Source organism: Tellurirhabdus rosea (assembly GCF_026278345.1).
GTDB classification, from domain to species: Bacteria; Bacteroidota; Bacteroidia; order Cytophagales; family Spirosomataceae; genus Tellurirhabdus; species Tellurirhabdus rosea.
Genome location: NZ_CP111085.1, coordinates 3,341,061 through 3,360,992 on the forward strand (window position 1 = coordinate 3,341,061; position 19,932 = coordinate 3,360,992).

Sequence of the window (19,932 nt, forward strand, 5' to 3'; positions counted from 1 at the left end):
CGGGGTTTACAACGCACGTACTAATGAAGAAAAACTGGAAATCGCGGCTGGCGGCTTTGGGCCTGGCCGCTTTGTCGGCCTGTTCTCCGCAGCCCAAGGACAATCCGATTCAGGGCCGGGTGACCATCGCGGCGGACGAGTCGCTCCAGCCGGTGATTGAATCGATTCGGCGGGCTTACGAAGGAATCTATCCCGATACAAAGTTCGATACGTTGTACCGGCCGGAGCAGCAAGCCGTAGCGGCGATGCTTCGGGACAGTGCCCGGCTCGTCTTTGCCACCCGGGAACTGAATGCTTCGGAAGTCGCGGTGCTGGCTAAAGAAAAGATCAAGGTCCGCACGCAGGTCATTGCGACGGATGCCATTGCCCTCATCGTTGGTAAAAACAATACCGATAGTCTGATTACCATGCCGGAACTGAGCGGGCTGTTTCAGGGGACGATCACAAGCTGGTCCCAATTGAAAGGCAGCAACCAGTCCGGGCCGGTGGTGCTGGTGTTTGACAACAGCAATTCGAGCAACCTGAATTTCATGCTTCAGAAGTTCGGCGTGCAGGATGTCAGCAAACTCAGGCTCTATGCGGTTAACTCAAACCGGGCAGTTATCGATTACGTTCGAACCAATCCAACCGCACTTGGTTTTATTGGTGTAAACTGGATCAGCGATGGCGACGAACCGCTGACCCGCGAACTGTCGAAGGATCTGCGGGTGATGGGCGTCGCGACGAAGGCAGTTCCGTCGGCGATCAGTGAATATAAGCAGCCGTTCCAGGCCAACCTGGCTATGCAGGTTTATCCGTTGCGTAGAAAGGTCTATGTTCACAGCCGGGAAGTGCACTCAGGACTGGGTGGCGGACTGATGACGTATATCATGCGTGGCGAGGGAAGTCTGCTTATTGAAAAAAGCGGTTTGTGGCCTTCGGTGCCATACAATAGGCAAGTCATTCTTAATAAAAACTAAAAATTTTTGTTATTAAGGCAATTTTTTAGTTTTGTATTCTGTTTACCAATAAACCAATCAATAACCTATTTTTCAACCTGAATTGGCATGATTTTCAACAAGAAAGCTCTGTTAACAACGGTTGTTGCCGGGATGTTCGGCACCTTCCAGGCGGTGGCACAGGATGCACAGTCGGGCGTTAAGGACCTGGAGGCCGGACGGTACAATAAGGCTATTCAGACCTTTAACAGCCTCGCCAGCAGCGCTCCTTCAGCCGACAACTATTATTATCTCGGGTTAGCCAACCTGAAAGCCGGCAATGTGGATGCTGCCAAGCAAGCTTTTGACAAAGGAGCAGCAGCTGACGGCAAAAATCAGATGAACAATATTGGGTTGGCAATGGTCGCTCTGGCAAAGAAGGATGCGGCTACGGCAAAAAATCTGATCAATGGAGCCCTGAGCGCCACCAAGAACAAGAACCAGGACGTCCTGCTCCGCGCGGGTGAAGCCTACACGATGTTCGAGGAAGCCGCTGATCCGGCCGAAGCAATCCGTATTCTGGACATTGCGGACAAACTGGATAAGAAAAACCAGAACGCCGAAATCGAAATGGCGCTCGGTGACGCTTATATGGTGAAGAACGATGGCGGTAACGCCGTCAGCAAGTACGAAAATGCGCTGATGATTAGCCCAAACAGTGCGGAGGCTAACTATAAAATCGGTAAGATTTTCCTGCGGGGTAAAAACTACCCGAAAGCGCAGGAGTACTACGAAAAGGCAATCGCCGCTGATCCTGAGTTCGCTCCGACCTACGAAGATCTCGCAGAGGCTTTCTTTGGTTCACGGGCTTACAAAACGGCCGCTCGGAACATGGATACCTACATCCAGAAAAGCCAGACGACCGACGTAGACAAGCTGCTGCGTTCGGCCCAGTTCGACTTTCTGGCCGGTGACAACATGCGGGCGATCCAAAAGCTTGACGCGCTGAAAGGCAAAGTGAACAACCCCGTTATCAACCGGATCTACGGTTGGGCTTACAACAACATGGGTAAGTACAACGAGGCAATCCAGAGCCTGACGACGTTCATTCAGGAAGCTCCGAACAAAGTTATCGGAGACGACTATAAGTTTTTGGGACGCGCCTATGGCCAGCAGGGAACGCCGGAAGGAGACTCACTGCAGATCGTTTACCTGGAAAAGGCCGCTCCGCAGGATTCAACGGAAAACCTGTATCGCGAAATCGGGAAGACCTATTTCAACCAGAAGAAGTTTGACAAAGCGGCGGTGGCTTATCAGCAGGCGATCCAGTACGATACGGCCAAAGCAACGTCGAACGACTACTTCCAGCTGGGCTACTCGAACTACTTCGTGATGAACAAACTGCTGCGCGACATGAGCACGGCCGGTGCGGACACCACGGCGCTCAACCAGCAGAAGCAGCAGTACTACCAGGGCGCTGACATGGCGTTTGCCAAAGTGAACCAGATCTCCAAAGACTGGGCTCCGGGTTACTACTGGCGCGCACAGACGAACTACTTTGCCTATCCGCGTGAGCAGGCCCTGAATACGGGTGTTGCTGTGCCGCACTACGAGAAGTACCTCGAAGTAGCCAACACGGAGATCGCCGCGGATGCCGCCAAGAAGGAGCAGTACAAAAAGAACATGATGACGGCGTACAAGTTTCTGGCCCAGTATTACACCAGCAAAAACGACGCTGTCAAAGCCAGAGATTATCTGCAGAAAGCTTCCGAGCTTGACCCTGCCGATGTCGATGTTCAGAATGCACTGAATCCCAAAGCGGCCAAACCGGCTGCCCCGGCAGCTAAGCCTGCGGCTCCTAAAAAGCCCGCGGCAAAACCGACGAAATAAGGATGATTTCTGAATAAATGAGTAAGGGCTGCCAACGGTAGCCCTTATTTTTTGGTCCATAAAGAAACCTGTTGATAAATACTTACTAAATTCTTCATCTATTTAGGGTTAACAATCGTAATTTTGTACAAAATCCCGCATGTACACTTATTACCGTCTATGTTAAACCTTGTACTGTTTGGCCCACCGGGTGCTGGCAAAGGCACGCAAAGTGAAAAGTTAATTGACAAGTACCAGTTAGTCCATCTTTCGACCGGCGACCTGCTGCGTTCACAGATTGCCGCCCAGACAGAACTGGGATTACGGGCAAAGGCGTTGATGGATCAGGGCGTTCTGGTTCCCGACGAAGTTGTTATCGGTATGATTGACAGTAAATTACGGGAAAACCAGGCCGCGGCCGGATTCATCTTCGATGGGTTTCCCCGTACGGTTCGCCAGGCGGAAGCGCTGGACGATCTGCTGAGTCAGTACAACGAACAGATCACGGTGATGGTGGCGCTGGAAGTAGATCAGGAAGAACTGACCAAACGACTGCTACTGCGTGGACAGTCATCCGGCCGGCCGGACGACCAGAATGAAGAGCTGATCCGGCGGCGCGTATCGGAGTATAATGAAAAAACGACTCCGGTTGCAGGCTACTACCAACAGCAGGGAAAATACGTAGGAATCAACGGTATTGGGGATATCGAAGATATTTTTCAAACCATTAGTAACGAAATTGAAAAGCGACACTCCTGACAGGAGTCTGTGTGAGGAGCGGTTGTTTTGAGGAGTATGGGATCAAACTTTATTGACTACGTTAAGATCAATTGCCGATCGGGGGCCGGTGGAGCCGGTTCGATGCACTTCCGGCGGGAAAAACACGTTCCCAAAGGAGGCCCTGACGGTGGAGACGGTGGTCGGGGCGGGCATATCATTCTGAAAGGAAATGCACAGCTTTGGACCCTTTTGCATTTAAAATACCAGAAACACATCCGGGCGGAAAACGGAAAAGCCGGTGAAGGCGGCCGCCGCACGGGTGCCCAGGGAAGTGACGTCATTCTGGAGGTGCCTCTGGGGACCATTGCCAAAAATCCGGAAACGGGTGACCAGTTGGCCGAAGTAACCGAAGACGGACAGGAGATCATCCTGTTTAGCGGCGGTCGCGGCGGCCTGGGCAATGACCATTTCAAGAGTGCAACGCAGCAAACGCCCTACTATGCCCAGCCCGGCGAGCCCGGTCAGGAAGAGTGGGTGATTCTGGAACTGAAGCTGCTTGCCGATGTCGGGCTGGTAGGCTTTCCGAATGCGGGAAAGTCGACACTGCTGTCGGTAATGTCAGCGGCGCGCCCGGAGATTGCGGACTATCCGTTTACAACGCTGGTTCCCAATCTGGGGGTGGTTGCCTACCGTGATTTCAAGTCGTTCGTCATGGCGGACATTCCGGGAATTATTGAAGGGGCCTCGCAGGGCAAGGGCTTGGGACTCCGGTTTTTACGTCATATTGAACGGAACTCGGTTTTATTATTTCTGATTCCGGCTACCGCTGAGGATATCCGGGCCGAGTACAATACATTGCTAAACGAATTACATCAGTACAATCCTGAACTAATGGATAAACGCCGCTTGCTGGCGATATCCAAATGCGATTTGGTCGAAGAGACCGAATCCCTTAAAGACAATCTGCCGGCTGATCTGCCTGTGCTTTTCATTTCGGCAGTCCAGCAGCGTGGTATTCAGGAGTTGAAAGATCAGATTTGGCTAGCTTTGAACGAGTCGGCCTCAGTGATGGATTGATGTTTGGTTTTTTATCAGCAATGATCGGCGGCTAAGGCCATGAATACACACACACCGTTTATTTCTAAACTACTGTTATTGCTCCTCCTGCCAATGGCTGCATTGGCGCAGGTGAATATCACGTATCCAACCAGCCGGATGGTCTTCCAGCGGAATAATGCCAATCAGGCGACGTTCCGGGTTGGAGGATTTTACTCGGTCCCCGTAAACCGGGTGGAAGTGCGGGCCATCCCGTTGCAGGGAGGTTCGCCAACGGACTGGATGATTCTCCAGAACAACCCGCAGGGCGGTGCCTTTGCGGGGAACATAACGCTCAACGGCGGCTGGTACCAGCTCCAGATTCGGGGCGTTCAGGGCGAAAACGTCATCAACGGCCCGGCGGTCGATCGGGTTGGGGTCGGCGAAGTCTTTGTCATCGCCGGACAGTCCAACGCGCAGGGATTTGCCAACTATGGCGGCCCGGGCGCGTCGGACGACCGCGTAAACTGCGTCAATCATATCTACGGAACAGACCAGCCGGAAACCGAGCCGCCTTATCCGACCTTCTCGCATCTGGACGCCAATGCGTTCATTTCGCCCCGGGGCGAAGCGGCCTGGTGCTGGGGCTATCTGGGTGACCTCCTGGCTCGCCGTCTGAATGTTCCTATCCTGTTTTTTAACGCCGCCTGGACCGCTACCGGAATCAAAAGCTGGCGGGAAACCGCCGAAGGGCGGACCGGTTACAGCGTGTACGGCGGATTCTCCTACCCGCAGGGGCAACCCTACGGCAACCTGAAGCAGACTCTGCAGTTTTATGTCAATTCGGTGGGCGTCAGGGCTGTCCTGTGGCTTCAGGGGGAGAGTGATCACTACGCTAACATGTCGCAGGGGGAGTACGTGGACCACCTGCGGGTTCTAATTCAGAAGACCCGGGAGCATAGCGGAAAAAACCTCTCCTGGGTGGTTTGCCGCACTTCTTACGACGACACGCGCGGGAGCAGCCCGGCCATCCTGGAAGCACAAAACGAAATCATCCGCAGCGTTCCCAATGTATTTGAAGGGCCCAACACGGACCTGATTCAGATTCCGCGCTCAGACCCGAATTATTACCCGGGGGATGATGTCCACTTCCGCGGCGGTGGCCTGCTGACGCTCGGACAGGCCTGGTCCGATCAGCTGAACGATCGCTTCTTTCAGAACTCACAGCCCCACGGTCCGGCCGTCGGCCCCAACCTGTCGATTGGCTGCGCCGGCCTTAACACCCTGGCGCTCAATGTCAGCGGCACTTCGGGCAACCTGCGCTGGAACACGGGGTCAACGAACGCAACCCTGACCGCCGGTTCGGGTCGGTATTTCGCGACGATTCGGGATGGCAACGGTAACGTCACCTTCACCGCGCCCTACGAAGTTCCCGCCCGTCCGACGATCTCGCCAAGCGGTCCGACGACAATCTGCGAAGGACAGAACGTGACGCTGACCTCCAGCTACCCCAACAGCACCTGGAACGGCTCGACCTCAGGGCGCTCTATCACAACGGGACAGGCCGGGTCGTACGTAGCCAGCACGCGGGACGTGGCCGGATGCGAATTCGTCTCCGACCCGATTCAGGTGAGCGTCAATCCGCTGCCGCAGTCGCCCACCGCCCGGTCGCTGAACCCGACGCGCTTCTGCGACCGGCAGTTCACGACGCTGGAGGCTTCCGAAGGCTTCGCCTATACCTGGAACACGGGCGAACGCTCGCGCCAGATTCAGGTGCGCCGGCAGGGCGTTTATACGGTGAGCGTAACGGACCAGAACGGCTGTACCTCACCCCAATCCAATCCGGTCGAAGTCCGGGTTGACCCATTGCCGAGCCGTCCGGTGATCAGCGCCAGCGGCCCGACCACCTTCTGCGCCGACCAGAGTGTGACCCTGACGTCGTCGCCCGAAGATGGCTATATCTGGCGCAACGGCCTTACGGGGCGGACTGTTCTGGTTAACCAGTCGGGGGATTATGTCGTGCAGACCCGCAACACGTTTGGCTGTCTTTCGGACCCTTCCAACGTTATTTCGGTGCGCGTCAATCCGCTGCCACCCGCCCCCACGCTGACGGCCGGAGGCGCTACGACCTTCTGTGAAGGCGACCGCGTCACCCTGACCGCCAACAGCCCGTTCCAGGCCATCTGGTCGCGGGGCGATACCGCGCAAAGCATCGTGGCTACCAGCAGCGGCCGGTATGTGGCCCGCGTCCGGGACGGAAACGGTTGTCTGTCGCCCACTTCCTCGGCCATTACGGTGGATGTGAAGGCGGTGCCGAGCGTCCCGACAGTGGTGCAGGCGGGAACGTATACCCTTCAGGCTTCCGGATCACTGGCGGGCGATTATTACGAGTGGGAGCGGTCCAATCAGGTCATTCCGTTTAAGGGACAGGAGATCAAGGCGACCGTCGAAGGCGAGTACCGGGCCCGGGCATTTATCGTTTACGACAAAGGTCTTACCTGTTTCTCGGCCTTCTCGTCCTCGCGGATGTTCACACCTTTTCTGGAGAACGAAGGGCTTAGCGTTTATCCCAATCCCAGTATAGACAAACGAATCTCGGTAGAGACCTTCGATAATATCAAAAATGCAACCGTTACGCTTTATACCCTGAACGGACAGCTTGTGCTGACCGAGACGGTCGATGTATTCGACGAACGGAAATCGCTCAACCTGTCGATGCTTCCGCCGGGGCATTATATCCTGAATGTCCGGTCGGCAGAATTCAAAGGTTCCAAGCGCCTCATGATCGGTATGTAACCCCTTGGGGCTCGTCAAACGGCACTTACCCGGTACGCTGGGTAAGTGCCGTTTTGTTTTTAGGCGGAAAAGAGCAAAATTTGCTGTTTATCAATGGATGTGAATCTTTTTTATAGAAGTCTGTGACCGAGGTCGGAGAATACAGTCGTAACCAAGATTGAGACCATCGTACTATGAAAATAAATCTTCCTGCCAGGCTGTTTATTCTGGTCAGTTTCCTTCTCACCACCCTCCCTGGATTTTCTCAGATTGCCATTACATACCCCTCCACCCGTGCTGTTTTTCAGCGCGACCGCTCGGACTTAAGTACGATCTCAATCAACGGAACCTACAGCCAGCCAATCAACCGGGTAGAAGCGCGACTGGTGATGATGGGGCAGGACCAGGGCACCAATACCGACTGGACCACGATTCAGAACAACCCGCAGGGCGGGATTTTTCAGGGAAATATTACCGGAAAAGGCGGCTGGTACCGGCTGGAAGTCCGGGCGTTTCTGAACACCACGCTGGTCGGTCAGGCCGCCATCGACCGCATCGGAATCGGTGAAGTTTTTATCATCACGGGACAGTCCAATGCGCAGGGTTTTCAGGATAAAGGCGCGGCGGGCGCTTCCGACGACCGGGTTAACACCATCACGTACGACAATACCGTTGCCAATTCGCTGGACGATCCCCCGTCGCCCACGTTCCGGCATCTCGACGCCGACGCCCTCATCGGCCCGCGCGGACAAAGCGCCTGGTGCTGGGGCATCCTGGGCGACCTCATCGCCCGACAATACAACGTCCCGGTGCTTTTTATCAACACCGCCTGGGCCGGCACAACCATCAAAAGCTGGGAAGACAGCTCAAAAGGCTTACCGGGGAAAAACATCTTCCAGATGGGCACTCCCTTCGAAAATTACCCGACCGGCATGCCCTACGGAAACCTGCTGATTGCCCTGCGGTACTATGTTTCTCTTCAGGGACTGCGGGCCGTTCTGTGGCAACAGGGCGAAACCGACAACGTGCCGCTCCGCGTGACGCAGGAAGAGTACCGCAACAGCATGCAGTACATCATCAACAAAACGCGGGCGGATACCAAGCGCTACCCGGCCTGGATTCTGGCCCGTTCGTCCTACAACCAGGGCGAAACCAGCCAGGCGGTGATCAATGCGCAGAACGCGGTAATCAACACCTTCAACAACAACGTCTACGCCGGGCCATCGACGGATAATCTGCAGGTTCCCCGTCCTGACGGCGTGCACTTCGGCGGCGATGGGCTTCGGCTGCTGGCCGAGGCGTGGTTTGCCAGCATGGATGCCAACTTTTTCTCCCGGGCCATTCCCCTGAAGCCGCTGCCTTCGCCGGAGGTGACCGTAACCTGCGACCCGTCCAACCAGGGCCTGACGCTGCGGGTTAAGCCGGAGATTACGGAAACGGCCAACAACGCAACCATTACCTACCAGTTTCAGGACATTACGTGGAGCAACGGGCAGAAAGGAACAACGCTTTCCGTGACGGCTCCGGGCAAATACTCCGCCATCGCAAAAGACGAAAAAGGAACGACGTTCATCCTGCCCGAACTGAATGTCACCGGAGCGCTGCAGCCCACCGTACCGGCCCTGCTGCCGAGCGGCCAGCAGCAGGTGTGCAGTGATTCGGTGCTGACGCTCTCGACCAACTCGCCCGTGGGGAACGCCATCGTCTGGAATACCGGCGTCAACGCCCGGACGCTGAAAGTCGGCAATCCCGGCAATTACACGGCGCGGGCAGTCAACGTCTACGGGTGCAGCTCGGCCAGTTCGGCCCCGGTAAGTCTGGTGGTGCAGCCCAAACTGCCCACGCCCGCCCTGCGTCAGGTAGGCGCGTACACCTTACGGGATACCCTGAACGGCGCCGGCTTCCAGTTCGACTGGCGACTGGGCAGCCAGCTTATTTCCAACCAGAGCGCGGTTGAGATCAAGGCTCTGCAGCCGGGCCAGTATTCGGCGCGGACCAAAAAGGTGTATACCCTCGGTTCCAGCAACCTGACCTGTTACTCCAATTTCTCGGCCCCGCTCGATTACCAGCTGCCGGCGGGCAACAAAGGCCTGACAGTGTATCCCAATCCCTCGCCTTCGGGACGGGTGGCGGTCGAAACCCGCGAGAACCTGACAAATGCGGAAGTATCGGTGTACACGCTGTTCGGGCAGCATGTCTTTTCGAAGAAGTTCGAGAAGTTTGACGCCCGGCAATTCGTCGATCTGTCGGTGCTGCTGCCGGGGCAATACATCATCCAGGTACGCGGGGCAGGGTTCAACCAGTCGAGCCGGATTATGGTCAAGTAGCCGCCCGTTAACGTATAGACCGGGTTGCCTGATTCTTCGGGCAACCCGTTTTTTTTATTGAATTGTCGGCAGGAAAATTGTAAATTTGAAAGTTGCGAAACAGTGTCCTGATTTGTGACAGTTGCCAGCGCAGCTATTTGTTTTCGTGCTAAATTGCAACGCGATTTGCAGAATCTGTTATGAACACAACCTATTTGCCGTCCGATTACCTGCCGGTTTTCATCCAGTTGGGTCTGGCACTGGCTTTCATTGTGGTCACGATGATCGTGACGCACTCCATTGGTCCCAAGCGGAAGAGCCAGAAAAAAGACGACCCGTTCGAGTGCGGCATTCCTTCGCAGGGTGACGCCCGGACGCCGATTTCCATCAAGTACTTCCTCATTGCCATCCTGTTTGTTCTGTTTGACGTAGAGGTCATTTTCATGTATCCCTGGGCGGTCAACTTCATGAAGCTGGGCCGCGAAGGATTCATCGAGATGCTGCTCTTCATGGGCCTGCTGCTGTCGGGCTTCTATTATGTCATTCGCAAGGGCGTTCTGAAGTGGGAATAATCCGTGATGGGACGATTTTAAGAAAAAAGTTGTTCTTTTTTCGAATCAACTAGTAACCATATGGCAAGCAACATCAAGTTGGCCGAATCGCCGCCGAGCTACGAAGGACCGGGGTTTCAGGCCACCTCGTTAGATAAAGTAATTGGTCTGGCTCGGGCAAATTCGCTCTGGCCGCTGCCGTTTGCGACTTCCTGCTGCGGCATCGAGTTTATGGCCACGATGGGGGCGCACTACGACATTGCCCGTTTCGGTGCCGAACGGCCGAGCTTCTCGCCGCGCCAGGCCGACGTGCTGCTGGTGGCCGGAACGATTGCCAAGAAAATGGCTCCCATTCTGAAGCAGGTTTACCTGCAGATGGCCGAACCCCGCTGGGTGATTGCCATCGGCGCCTGCGCTTCGAGCGGCGGTATTTTCGATACCTACAGCGTGTTGCAGGGCATCGACCGCGTCATTCCGGTGGACGTGTACGTGCCGGGCTGCCCGCCGCGTCCCGAACAGATTCTCGACGGACTGATGCAGGTGCAGGAACTGGCCAAGAACGAATCCCTGCGCCGCCGCAACGGACCCGAATACCAGAAACTGCTGGAGTCATACCAAATTCAATGATTGAATGACTGAATGATTGAATGAGCGGGCCGCCGCCGCGGTGATTGGCTTCGCTCAGTTAAATTATTCAATCATTCAGTCATTCTAAATTCAACATTCCAAAAATGCTCACCAACGAGGAAGTTGCCAAAGACCTCATCCGCCAGTTCGGCGAGGAGGTTTATGACTTTGAGGAACCGCACGGGCTGCTGACGCTTTCAACCACGCGGGAGCAGATTATCCCGCTGCTGCAGTACCTGAAGGACCATAAATTGTACCAGATCAATTTTCTGACCGACATATGCAGCGTCCATTATCCCGACGACCTGCCGGAGCGCGAATTCTGCGTCGTGTATCACCTGCACAGCCTGACCCAGAACTTCCGCGTGCGCCTGAAGGTGTTTCTGGCCGAAGCGGATCTGCATATTCCTACGGCAACGACGCTTTATCCGAGTGCCAACTGGATGGAGCGGGAAACCTACGACTTCTTTGGCATTCTCTTCGACGGACACCCGAACCTGAAGCGAATCCTGAACATGGAAGACCTCGACTATTTCCCCATGCGGAAGCAGTACGAACTCGAAGACCCGACGCGGCAGGACAAAATTGATGCGTTGTTTGGACGATAAACAATGAATGAACGACGGATTGAGGGACGGAGCGGTCCGCCGCGGCGGTGACTGGCTTCACCTGACAACCTTCAATCAATCAGTCATTCACTCATTCAATCATTAAGTTGCATGACAACCGAAGAACTTGAATTAGCCAATAAAGCCGGCGTTCCGGCACCGGTCGGAGAGGACATTCAGTACGTCAATGAACTGACGACGCTGAACCTCGGCCCGACGCACCCGGCCACGCACGGAATCTTCCAGAACGTCCTCCAGATGGACGGGGAGAAAATCGTGTCGGGCGAACAGACCGTCGGATACATCCACCGGGCCTTTGAGAAAATCGCCGAGCGGCGGCCGTTCTACCAGATCACGACGCTGACCGACCGGATGAACTACTGTTCGTCGCCGATCAACAACATGGGCTGGCACATGACGGTCGAAAAACTGCTGGGCATCACCGTACCCAAGCGGGCCGAGTACATCCGGGTCATCATGATGGAACTGGCCCGTATTTCGGACCACCTCATCTGTAACGGCATTCTGGGGGTAGATACGGGCGCCTACACGGGCTTCCTGTACCTGTTCGAGGAGCGTGAAAATATCTACGAAATTTACGAAGAAGTCTGCGGAGCCCGCCTGACGACCAACATGGGCCGGATCGGCGGCATGGAACGCGACCTTTCTCCCGAAGCGATTCGGAAGATACGCGCTTTCCTGAAGCGCTTCCCGAAAGTGCTGCGCGAGTTTGAAAACCTCTTCAACCGCAACCGGATCTTTATGGACCGCGTCATCGACGTTGGGCCTATCTCGGCCGAGCGGGCGCTGGCCTACGGTTTCACGGGTCCGAACCTGCGGGCCGCGGGCGTAGACTACGACGTGCGGGTGATGAATCCGTACTCGTCGTACCAGGACTTTGAGTTCGACATTCCGGTCGGGAAGAGCGGCGATACCTACGACCGCTTTATGGTCCGGAACGAAGAAATGTGGCAGAGTCTGCGCATCATTGAGCAGGCAATGGAAAACCTGCCGGAAGGACCGTACTTCGCCGATGCGCCGGAATATTACCTGCCGCCGAAGCAGGAAGTTTACCGCAACATGGAAGCCTTGATCTACCACTTCAAGATCGTCATGGGCGAAATCGATGCTCCGGCGGGCGAGGTTTACCACGCCGTCGAAGGCGGAAACGGCGAGTTGGGCTTTTACCTCATCAGCGACGGTGGCCGGGCACCTTACCGCCTGCACTTCCGTCGGCCGTGTTTTATTTATTACCAGGCTTATCCGGAAATGTGCAAAGGGCAGACCCTGTCGGATGCCATTGCCATTATGAGTAGCCTGAACGTGATTGCGGGCGAACTGGACGCCTGAGCCGAATACAACCTGCTGTTAACTTATGACCGCTGAAACTAGAAATACGGTTGAATTTACCCCCGAACGGCTGGAAAAGGCGAAGGAAATCATCGCCCGCTATCCGGAAGGAAAACAGAAATCGGCCCTGCTGCCGCTGCTGCACCTGTTGCAGGAGCAGGAAGGCTGGACGAGTGTGGAAGGCATGGACTACGTAGCCCGGATGCTGGATATTCAGCCCATCGAGGTCTACGAAGTAGCCACGTTCTACACCATGTTCCACCTGGAGCCGGTCGGTAAACACGTCATCGAATACTGCCGGACGGGTCCGTGCTGCCTGATGGGCGGTGAGGAAGTGTACGATTATCTGAAACAGAAGCTCGGAATCGAAGCCGGACAGACAACATCTGACGGCAAATTCACCCTAAAAGAAGTCGAGTGCCTAGCCGCCTGCGGCATGGGTCCGGTCTTCCAGATTCGGGAGCAGTACTACATGCACCTGACCCGCGAACGGGTGGACGAGATTATCGCGGAATTGTCTAAATAAGCCGTAGCAATGGGAAAGAAAATCCTGCTTGAACATATCGACGTCCCCGGAATCGAAACCTTCGAGGTCTACCGGAAAATGGGCGGATACACGGCCGTAGAGAAGGCGATCAAAACCCTGACGCCGGACGAGGTGGTGGAAGAAGTGAAAAAGTCGGGCGTGCGCGGCCGCGGTGGCGCGGGCTTCCCGATGGGCATGAAGTGGAGCTTTCTGGCCAAGCCGGAGGGCGTTCCCCGTTACCTCGTCTGCAACGCCGACGAATCGGAGCCGGGAACGTTTAAGGACCACTACCTGATGAAAAACATTCCGCACCTGCTGATCGAAGGCATGATCGTGTCCAGCTTCGCGCTCGGAGCGAACAAGTCGTTCATCTACGTGCGGGGTGAACTGATGTACGTGATCCGGATTCTGGAAAAAGCCATCGCGGAAGCAAAAGCAGCCGGTTTTCTGGGAAAAAATATCCTCGGAACGGGCTACGACCTCGAACTCGTGGTGCAGCCCGGGGGCGGTGCTTACATCTGCGGCGAAGAAACGGCTCTGCTCGAATCGCTGGAAGGCAAGCGTGGTAACCCGCGCAACAAACCGCCCTTCCCGGCCGTCAAAGGGCTGTACCAGTCGCCGACGGTGGTCAACAACGTCGAATCCATCGCCACGACGCCCTGGATTATCAACAACGGCGGGGAAGCCTACGCGGGCATCGGCATCGGCCGCTCCACGGGCACGAAGCTGATTTCGGCCTCGGGCCACATCAACAAGCCGGGCGTTTACGAAATCGAACTGGGCGTTCCGGTCGAAGATTTCATCTACGCCGACGAGTGGTGCGGCGGCATCCGGCCGGGTCATAAGCTGAAGGCAGTAGTCGCCGGGGGCTCTTCGGTTCCCATTCTGCCCGCCGACCTGATTCTGAAGCTGGCCAACGGCGACAAGCGCCTGATGTCCTACGAATCCCTGTCGGACGGCGGTTTTGCCACCGGGACCATGCTCGGTTCGGGCGGGTTTATCGTTTTCGACGAAACGTCCTGCATCGTGCGCAACACCTGGAACTTCTCGCGTTTTTACCACCACGAGTCCTGCGGCCAGTGCAGTCCCTGCCGCGAAGGAACGGGCTGGATGGAGAAGGTCCTGCACCGGCTCGAATACGGCCACGGCAACATGCACGACATCGATCTGCTGGTGGATGTCGCCAAAAAAATCGAAGGGAATACCATTTGCCCGCTCGGCGACGCGGCGGCCTGGCCGGTAGCCAGCGCCATCCGTCACTTCCGCGAGGAATTCGAGTGGCACGTGACGCATCCGCACGAAGCGACGCAGCCGGGCGCGGTGTACCGCGGAGAAATGGCCCTAGTGTAACACGGATTGATAATCCGTGAAAACAAGACACGGATCAACAATCCGTAGAAACGATACACGGATTGATAACCCGTGTTACACGTAAACAGAAAGACAAACTACAAACGGAATATCATTCCGTTTTACAGATATGGAAGATAATAAGCCGCAACTGTTAAAAGTTACCGTCGACGGCATTGAAGTGGAAGTCGAGCCGGGAACGACCATTTTGCAGGCCGCCCGGAAAATCGGCGGGGACGTGGCTCCCCCGGCGATGTGTTATTACCAGCCCCTGAAAGGCAGCGGCGGTAAATGCCGGGCCTGTCTGGTACGCGTCGCCGCCGGTTCGGCCAAAGACCCGCGTCCGATGCCGAAGCTGGTGGCTTCCTGCATCACGCCGGTTCAGGACGGCATGGTGGTCGAAAACACGACTAACCCGCAGGTCCTTGAAGCCCGGAAAGGGGTCGTTGAGTTTCTGCTCCTGAACCACCCGCTCGATTGCCCCGTCTGCGACCAGGCCGGTGAGTGCGACCTGCAGAACTTCGCCTACAACCACGGCATGGCGACGACCCGCTACGAAGAGGAACGTCGCCTGTTCGAGAAACGGGACATTGGGCCGTACATCCAGCTGCACATGACGCGCTGCATCCTGTGCTACCGCTGCGTGTATACGGCCGATCAGATTACCGAAAAACGCGTTCACGGTGTGATGAACCGGGGCGATGCCGCCGAAATCAGCACGTACATTGAGAAAGCGGTGGACAACGACTTCTCCGGCAACGTCATCGACGTGTGCCCGGTGGGTGCGCTGACGGATAAAACGTACCGCTTCAAAAACCGGGTGTGGTTCACCAAGCCGGTGGATGCGCACCGCGACTGCCCGACCTGCTCCGGCAACGTGACGCTCTGGTACCGGGGTGAAGACGTTATCCGGGTAACGGCCCGCAAGAACGAGTGGAACGAGGTGAAGGAGTTTATCTGCAACACCTGCCGTTTCGATAAGAAGAAAACCAGCGACTGGGTGATCGAAGGGCCGACCAAAATCGCCCGTTCGTCGGTCATTACGGCCAACAAATACCGCAAGGATTCGATCAAAACGTCGGAATTTGCCCTGCGGCTGGCGGCCGATGAGTACAAACAGACGGACGACATTCGCGACCGGTCACAACTCGGCATCCAGCAACTGCCGCCCGAGCGTTTCAAGGCCCTGCCCCACGCAATGGACCCCGAACCTTAATTTCGTTTAAAGTTGAAACGTTCAACGTTCAACTTTGAACCTTAAACGTATAACCATGGATTTAACCGCCTTAATCATAAAAACAATCATCATCCTCGTCATCTTTGGGGTGACGCTGGTGATTGCCATGTATTCGACCTACGCGGAGCGGAAGGTTGCGGCGTTCCTGCAGGATCGGCTTGGGCCGAACCGGGCGGGGCCGTTTGGTCTGCTGCAGCCTCTGGCCGATGCGGGCAAGATGTTCTTCAAGGAGGACTTCATTCCGGCGCAGGCCAGCAAGTGGCTGTTCATCCTGGGACCCTGTCTGGCTATTCTGACCGCCCTGATGACCAGCGCCGTGATTCCGTTCGGCGAATCGGTGAAGTTCGACAACATGCTCATTCCTTTGCAGGGAATCGAGGTCAACATCGGGATTCTGTACGTGTTCGGCGTTGTTTCGCTGGGCGTCTACGGCATCATGGTCGGAGGCTGGGCGTCGAACAACAAGTTCTCGTTGCTGGGCGCCATCCGGGCCGCTTCGCAGAACATCAGCTACGAAATTGCGCTGGGTCTGTCGATCATCGCCATTCTGATGATGACCGGCTCGCTGTCGGTCAGCAAAATTGTTCAGGACCAGCACGGGTTCGCCTGGAACTTGTTCAACCAGCCGCTGGGCTTCATTATCTTCCTGACCTGCGCCTTTGCGGAGTGTAACCGGACGCCGTTTGACCTCCCGGAGTGCGAAAACGAACTGATCGGCGGCTACCATACGGAGTACAGCTCGATGAAGCTGGGCTTCTACCTGTTTGCCGAGTACATCAACATGTTTATCTCGTCGGCGATCATCTCGTCGCTTTATTTCGGCGGTTACAACTACCCCGGCATGGACTGGGTGCGCGAGAACCTGACGGCTTCCCTCGGCACGACGGGGCATAACCTCGCTACGGCCATCGGCTCGGCAGTGTTCTTCGGCAAGATCTTCTTCTTCATCTTCTTCTTCATGTGGGTACGCTGGACCATCCCGCGTTTCCGCTACGACCAGTTGATGAACCTGGGCTGGAAAAGCCTCATTCCGCTGGCCATTCTGAACATCGTCGTCACCGGTTTCGGACTGCTGTACGAAGTAAAATACGCCAGTTGGATCATTGTGGCGGTCATGGTGGTGCTGGCGGTCGCTTCGCAGGCGCGAGCCCCCAAAGGCGCTGTTTCAGCCCAGAAAGTTTAACGTGTAAGGTTTAAGGTTTAACGGAAGAGATTCACCTTCAACGTTAAACCTTGAACGTTAAACCCAATATTTATGCAACTCACGAACCGATCAAAACAGGTCAGCAATAAAGAAATGACGCTGGCCGAAAAAATGTACCTGCCGGCGATTGCGCAGGGGCTGGCGATCACGTTCAGTCACCTCTTCAAGAAGCGGCCGACGATTCAGTATCCGGAGGTGAAGCGGTACCTGGGACCGGTTTTTCGGGGGCACCACGTGCTGAAACGGGACGAAGAAGGCCGCGAACGCTGTACCGCCTGCGGACTTTGCGCCGTAGCCTGCCCCGCCGAAGCCATCTCGATGGTAGCTGCCGAGCGCCAGAAAGGGGAGGAACACCTGTACCGGGAAGAAAAGTACGCGGCCGTCTACGAAATCAACATGCTGCGCTGCATCTTCTGCGGACTCTGCGAGGAAGCCTGTCCGAAACAGGCCGTTTACCTGCGCCACGACAAGTTCGTTCCGGTATTTACCGAGCGCGAAGACGTGATTTTTGGCAAGAATAAACTGGTTGAAGACGTTAACAACCGCTACGTTCGTAACAACCCGGAAGTAAAAGCGACGCCGACCGAGCCAACCCTGTCCGGCGCGGCAACCTAGCACCTATTTTTCCAGTCATCCGGCCCATTTGCGACCGGATGATTTTTGCTTTACCACCTACGCAATGAACGACATTATTCCGTTACTGAAATCCGGTCAGCCGGTTGTTTACCTTTTTGCCACTCTGACCGTCCTGACCCTTCTGGCTGCTTCGTACGTAGTCACGGCCAGAAACCCGATTCACAGCGTACTGGCGCTGATTCTGACTTTCTTCTGCCTTTCCGGGCATTATATCCTCCTGAACGCCCAGTTTCTGGCGGCCGTGAACATCATCGTGTATGCCGGGGCGATCATGGTCCTGTTCCTCTTTACGATCATGTTCTTGAACATGAAGAAGGACGATGAGGAGGCAAAAACCAATCTGACCAAAATTGCGGCCGTCATCGTTGGCGGCGTTCTGCTGGTCATCATGGTGACGGTGTTCCGGGTGGCCCAGGTCGCCCCGGTCGATACGATCACCTACAACCCCCAGGTGGGCATGGTGGAAGGTCTCGGAATGGTGTTGTACAAAGATTATCTGCTGCCGTTTGAACTGGCTTCCGTCCTGTTTCTGGTTGCTATGGTTGGGGCTGTTATGCTCGGAAAGCGCGAAGCGGGCGACCGGCATTTCTAAGCCTGACAAGTTCTTCAACAAAAAAAAGCCGCGTCTGCAGACGCGGCTTTTTTTTGTGGCAAAAAGACGGCACTTAAGGTAACTGGGTGACTTCCGGATGGTCACCGGCCGACAGTTCTTTCCGAATTCCGACGTAGATGCCAGCCGTAGTACCCAGCACCTTTCCGGAATCAAACGCAAAGGACGAATTCAGTTTAAGCTCTCCCAGAACTGGTAATTCGAACGGGGAGGTGACGTTCAGGATGGTTGATAGCTGCGTCGGAGCGTCGGGGAAAGGGTTGCTGTAGGTGCCGTAATTCTTGCTGTACGACGTTTTCAGGTACCATTCTGTCCGTCGGCCGAGCGTGCCGCTGGCGGCCAGGTGCACAACAATGACCCGGTTGTTCGAAATTGCGCCCCGGGGCAGACCCGGAGCGAGGTCCGAACCGGGCGTGATAAACGGAGAGCCAATGACGCGCCCGTTGTAGGTCCAGCCTTCCTGATACTGCGAGTGGTTGAAATAATCGTCCCGGCCACGCAGTTTGTCCTTCCCGTCTTCGAGAATGAACGAGCTGCCCCCCTGACTCTTGGTGTACAGCAGTTCGCCCAGCACTTCGTTGATCCGGAAATAAGCCCGGCGCGGGCGGCGGTTTTGCAGCCGAATGCCGTTGAGGCCGTCCGCAATGTTGGTCAGGTAAAACAGGGAGCCGTCGTCAAAGAGGCTCTGGCGGTACAGGAAAAGGTTGAAATCGCCCATCCGGATGTCCATGCCCAGATCCACCGTGCCGAGGTGGTTGCCAATCCGGTTGTCCTCCATGCTGGTGAGCGTCGAGTCGAACTGGGTCGGACGATGGGTTCCGGTGACAACCCAGTAGTAATCTTTCAGGCGGGAAGGCAGGTAGCCGTTTCTGGCCAGATAATAAGGCAGGGCCGGGGCGAATCCGGCCCACTGGACATGGTGGTTGAAGCCGCCGTAGAGCCGAAAGCCCCAGTCCGGACGCCCAAACCGGATGTGCAGGGCCTTCTGGTGCAGGTACGAATTGGTCACAAAGCCGGGCTTGTCGAACCAGCCGTGGGAATAGAAGCCATTGAACGCAAACAGATCCTTCGTGAAAGGGACAGAAACAAATCCGGGCGTGCCCAGCTGAATTTTGGGCAGCGGCATGGCATTTCCGGACCAGGCGTACGAGCCGGTGGAAAGCGTGCTGTCGGCCAGCCCGATCACTTCGCGGCGCTTGCCGGCCCAGAGCTCGATAAAGTGAAAGCGGACTTTGGCATAAGCCTCCGGCAGTAAAATGGTCCTGTTCCAGTTGCCGGCGATTCGTTCGCTGTTGGTTACCAGTTCGACGCCATAACCCCAGTCGAAGCGCTTGTGCGTCACCCGGCCGCCGGAGAGCAGCGGACGGCCGTAATCCGAGCGCAGCCCGATCCGGAAAGTCCCGGCCGGGGTGTTGTAGGGAACTGTGCTGTACTGATTGGCCCGCATCCAGAAAGGCGTGCGGCTGGAGTCGGAGATGTAAACACCGGCTTCGGCATAAAAATGGTGCGAGCGCGGAAAGTAAGCCCTCTGGGCGATAGCCTGGCCGCTAAATCCTAGAAGTGAAAGTAATAAACTACAGGGCCAGAGTTTCATAGAAGTGGATTAATGGT

At 55.9% G+C, this 19,932-nt stretch carries 17 protein-coding genes; 16 read left to right on the forward strand and 1 reads right to left on the reverse strand.

Annotated elements, in window-relative coordinates; genetic code table 11:
- Nucleotides 1–23 precede the first annotated feature (23 nt).
- The 16 genes from ORG26_RS14185 (at nucleotide 24) to ORG26_RS14260 (ending at nucleotide 18,303) form a co-directional block, all read left to right on the forward strand.
- The gene (locus ORG26_RS14185) at nucleotides 24–959 is read left to right on the forward strand and encodes a PstS family phosphate ABC transporter substrate-binding protein (protein ID WP_266362842.1); all 936 of its coding nucleotides are present in this window, start codon (nucleotides 24–26) and stop codon (nucleotides 957–959) included.
- A gap of 87 nt (nucleotides 960–1,046) precedes the next feature.
- Complete coding sequence (locus ORG26_RS14190) at nucleotides 1,047–2,807, forward strand: tetratricopeptide repeat protein (RefSeq protein WP_266362844.1); 1,761 nt, start codon at nucleotides 1,047–1,049, stop codon at nucleotides 2,805–2,807.
- Between the two features lie 159 nt (nucleotides 2,808–2,966).
- The gene (locus ORG26_RS14195) at nucleotides 2,967–3,545 is read left to right on the forward strand and encodes an adenylate kinase (RefSeq protein WP_266362847.1); all 579 of its coding nucleotides are present in this window, start codon (nucleotides 2,967–2,969) and stop codon (nucleotides 3,543–3,545) included.
- A gap of 36 nt (nucleotides 3,546–3,581) precedes the next feature.
- Nucleotides 3,582–4,583 (forward strand): GTPase ObgE, encoded by a 1,002-nt coding sequence (gene obgE / locus ORG26_RS14200; protein WP_266362849.1) that lies wholly within the window; start codon nucleotides 3,582–3,584, stop codon nucleotides 4,581–4,583.
- Between the two features lie 93 nt (nucleotides 4,584–4,676).
- Nucleotides 4,677–7,337: a T9SS type A sorting domain-containing protein gene (locus ORG26_RS14205; RefSeq protein WP_266362851.1), complete on the forward strand. Its 2,661-nt coding sequence runs from the start codon at nucleotides 4,677–4,679 to the stop codon at nucleotides 7,335–7,337.
- Between the two features lie 173 nt (nucleotides 7,338–7,510).
- The gene (locus ORG26_RS14210) at nucleotides 7,511–9,643 is read left to right on the forward strand and encodes a sialate O-acetylesterase (protein WP_266362853.1); all 2,133 of its coding nucleotides are present in this window, start codon (nucleotides 7,511–7,513) and stop codon (nucleotides 9,641–9,643) included.
- A gap of 179 nt (nucleotides 9,644–9,822) precedes the next feature.
- A complete protein-coding gene (locus ORG26_RS14215) occupies nucleotides 9,823–10,194 on the forward strand; it encodes an NADH-quinone oxidoreductase subunit A (protein WP_266362855.1) in 372 nt (123 codons plus the stop codon).
- A 60-nt stretch (nucleotides 10,195–10,254) separates the two neighbouring features.
- Nucleotides 10,255–10,800, forward strand: a complete 546-nt coding sequence (locus ORG26_RS14220) for an NADH-quinone oxidoreductase subunit B (RefSeq protein ID WP_266362857.1) — start codon at nucleotides 10,255–10,257, stop codon at nucleotides 10,798–10,800.
- A 104-nt stretch (nucleotides 10,801–10,904) separates the two neighbouring features.
- A complete protein-coding gene (locus ORG26_RS14225; RefSeq protein ID WP_266362859.1) occupies nucleotides 10,905–11,408 on the forward strand; it encodes an NADH-quinone oxidoreductase subunit C in 504 nt (167 codons plus the stop codon).
- A 111-nt stretch (nucleotides 11,409–11,519) separates the two neighbouring features.
- Nucleotides 11,520–12,758, forward strand: coding sequence for an NADH dehydrogenase (quinone) subunit D (nuoD, locus tag ORG26_RS14230; protein WP_266362861.1), 1,239 nt, complete (start codon nucleotides 11,520–11,522; stop codon nucleotides 12,756–12,758).
- A 25-nt stretch (nucleotides 12,759–12,783) separates the two neighbouring features.
- Entirely contained in the window at nucleotides 12,784–13,284 is a 501-nt protein-coding gene (nuoE, locus tag ORG26_RS14235; RefSeq protein ID WP_266362863.1) for an NADH-quinone oxidoreductase subunit NuoE, read from the forward strand.
- A 9-nt stretch (nucleotides 13,285–13,293) separates the two neighbouring features.
- On the forward strand, nucleotides 13,294–14,634 hold the full coding sequence (gene nuoF, locus ORG26_RS14240) for an NADH-quinone oxidoreductase subunit NuoF (RefSeq protein ID WP_266362865.1): 1,341 nt from the start codon (nucleotides 13,294–13,296) through the stop codon (nucleotides 14,632–14,634).
- A gap of 130 nt (nucleotides 14,635–14,764) precedes the next feature.
- The gene (locus ORG26_RS14245; protein WP_266362867.1) at nucleotides 14,765–15,850 is read left to right on the forward strand and encodes an NADH-quinone oxidoreductase subunit G; all 1,086 of its coding nucleotides are present in this window, start codon (nucleotides 14,765–14,767) and stop codon (nucleotides 15,848–15,850) included.
- Between the two features lie 55 nt (nucleotides 15,851–15,905).
- Nucleotides 15,906–17,054, forward strand: coding sequence for an NADH-quinone oxidoreductase subunit NuoH (nuoH, locus tag ORG26_RS14250; protein WP_266362869.1), 1,149 nt, complete (start codon nucleotides 15,906–15,908; stop codon nucleotides 17,052–17,054).
- A 72-nt stretch (nucleotides 17,055–17,126) separates the two neighbouring features.
- Complete coding sequence (locus tag ORG26_RS14255) at nucleotides 17,127–17,690, forward strand: NuoI/complex I 23 kDa subunit family protein (protein ID WP_266362871.1); 564 nt, start codon at nucleotides 17,127–17,129, stop codon at nucleotides 17,688–17,690.
- 64 nt (nucleotides 17,691–17,754) lie between these two features.
- Nucleotides 17,755–18,303 carry an NADH-quinone oxidoreductase subunit J family protein gene (locus ORG26_RS14260; protein WP_266362874.1) on the forward strand — a complete coding sequence of 183 codons (549 nt, stop codon included), beginning with the start codon at nucleotides 17,755–17,757 and terminating at the stop codon, nucleotides 18,301–18,303.
- 73 nt (nucleotides 18,304–18,376) lie between these two features.
- Here the strand turns inward: ORG26_RS14260 and ORG26_RS14265 are convergent, their stop codons facing one another.
- Complete coding sequence (locus ORG26_RS14265; protein WP_266362876.1) at nucleotides 18,377–19,915, reverse strand: capsule assembly Wzi family protein; 1,539 nt, start codon at nucleotides 19,913–19,915, stop codon at nucleotides 18,377–18,379.
- Nucleotides 19,916–19,932: the final 17 nt, after the last annotated feature.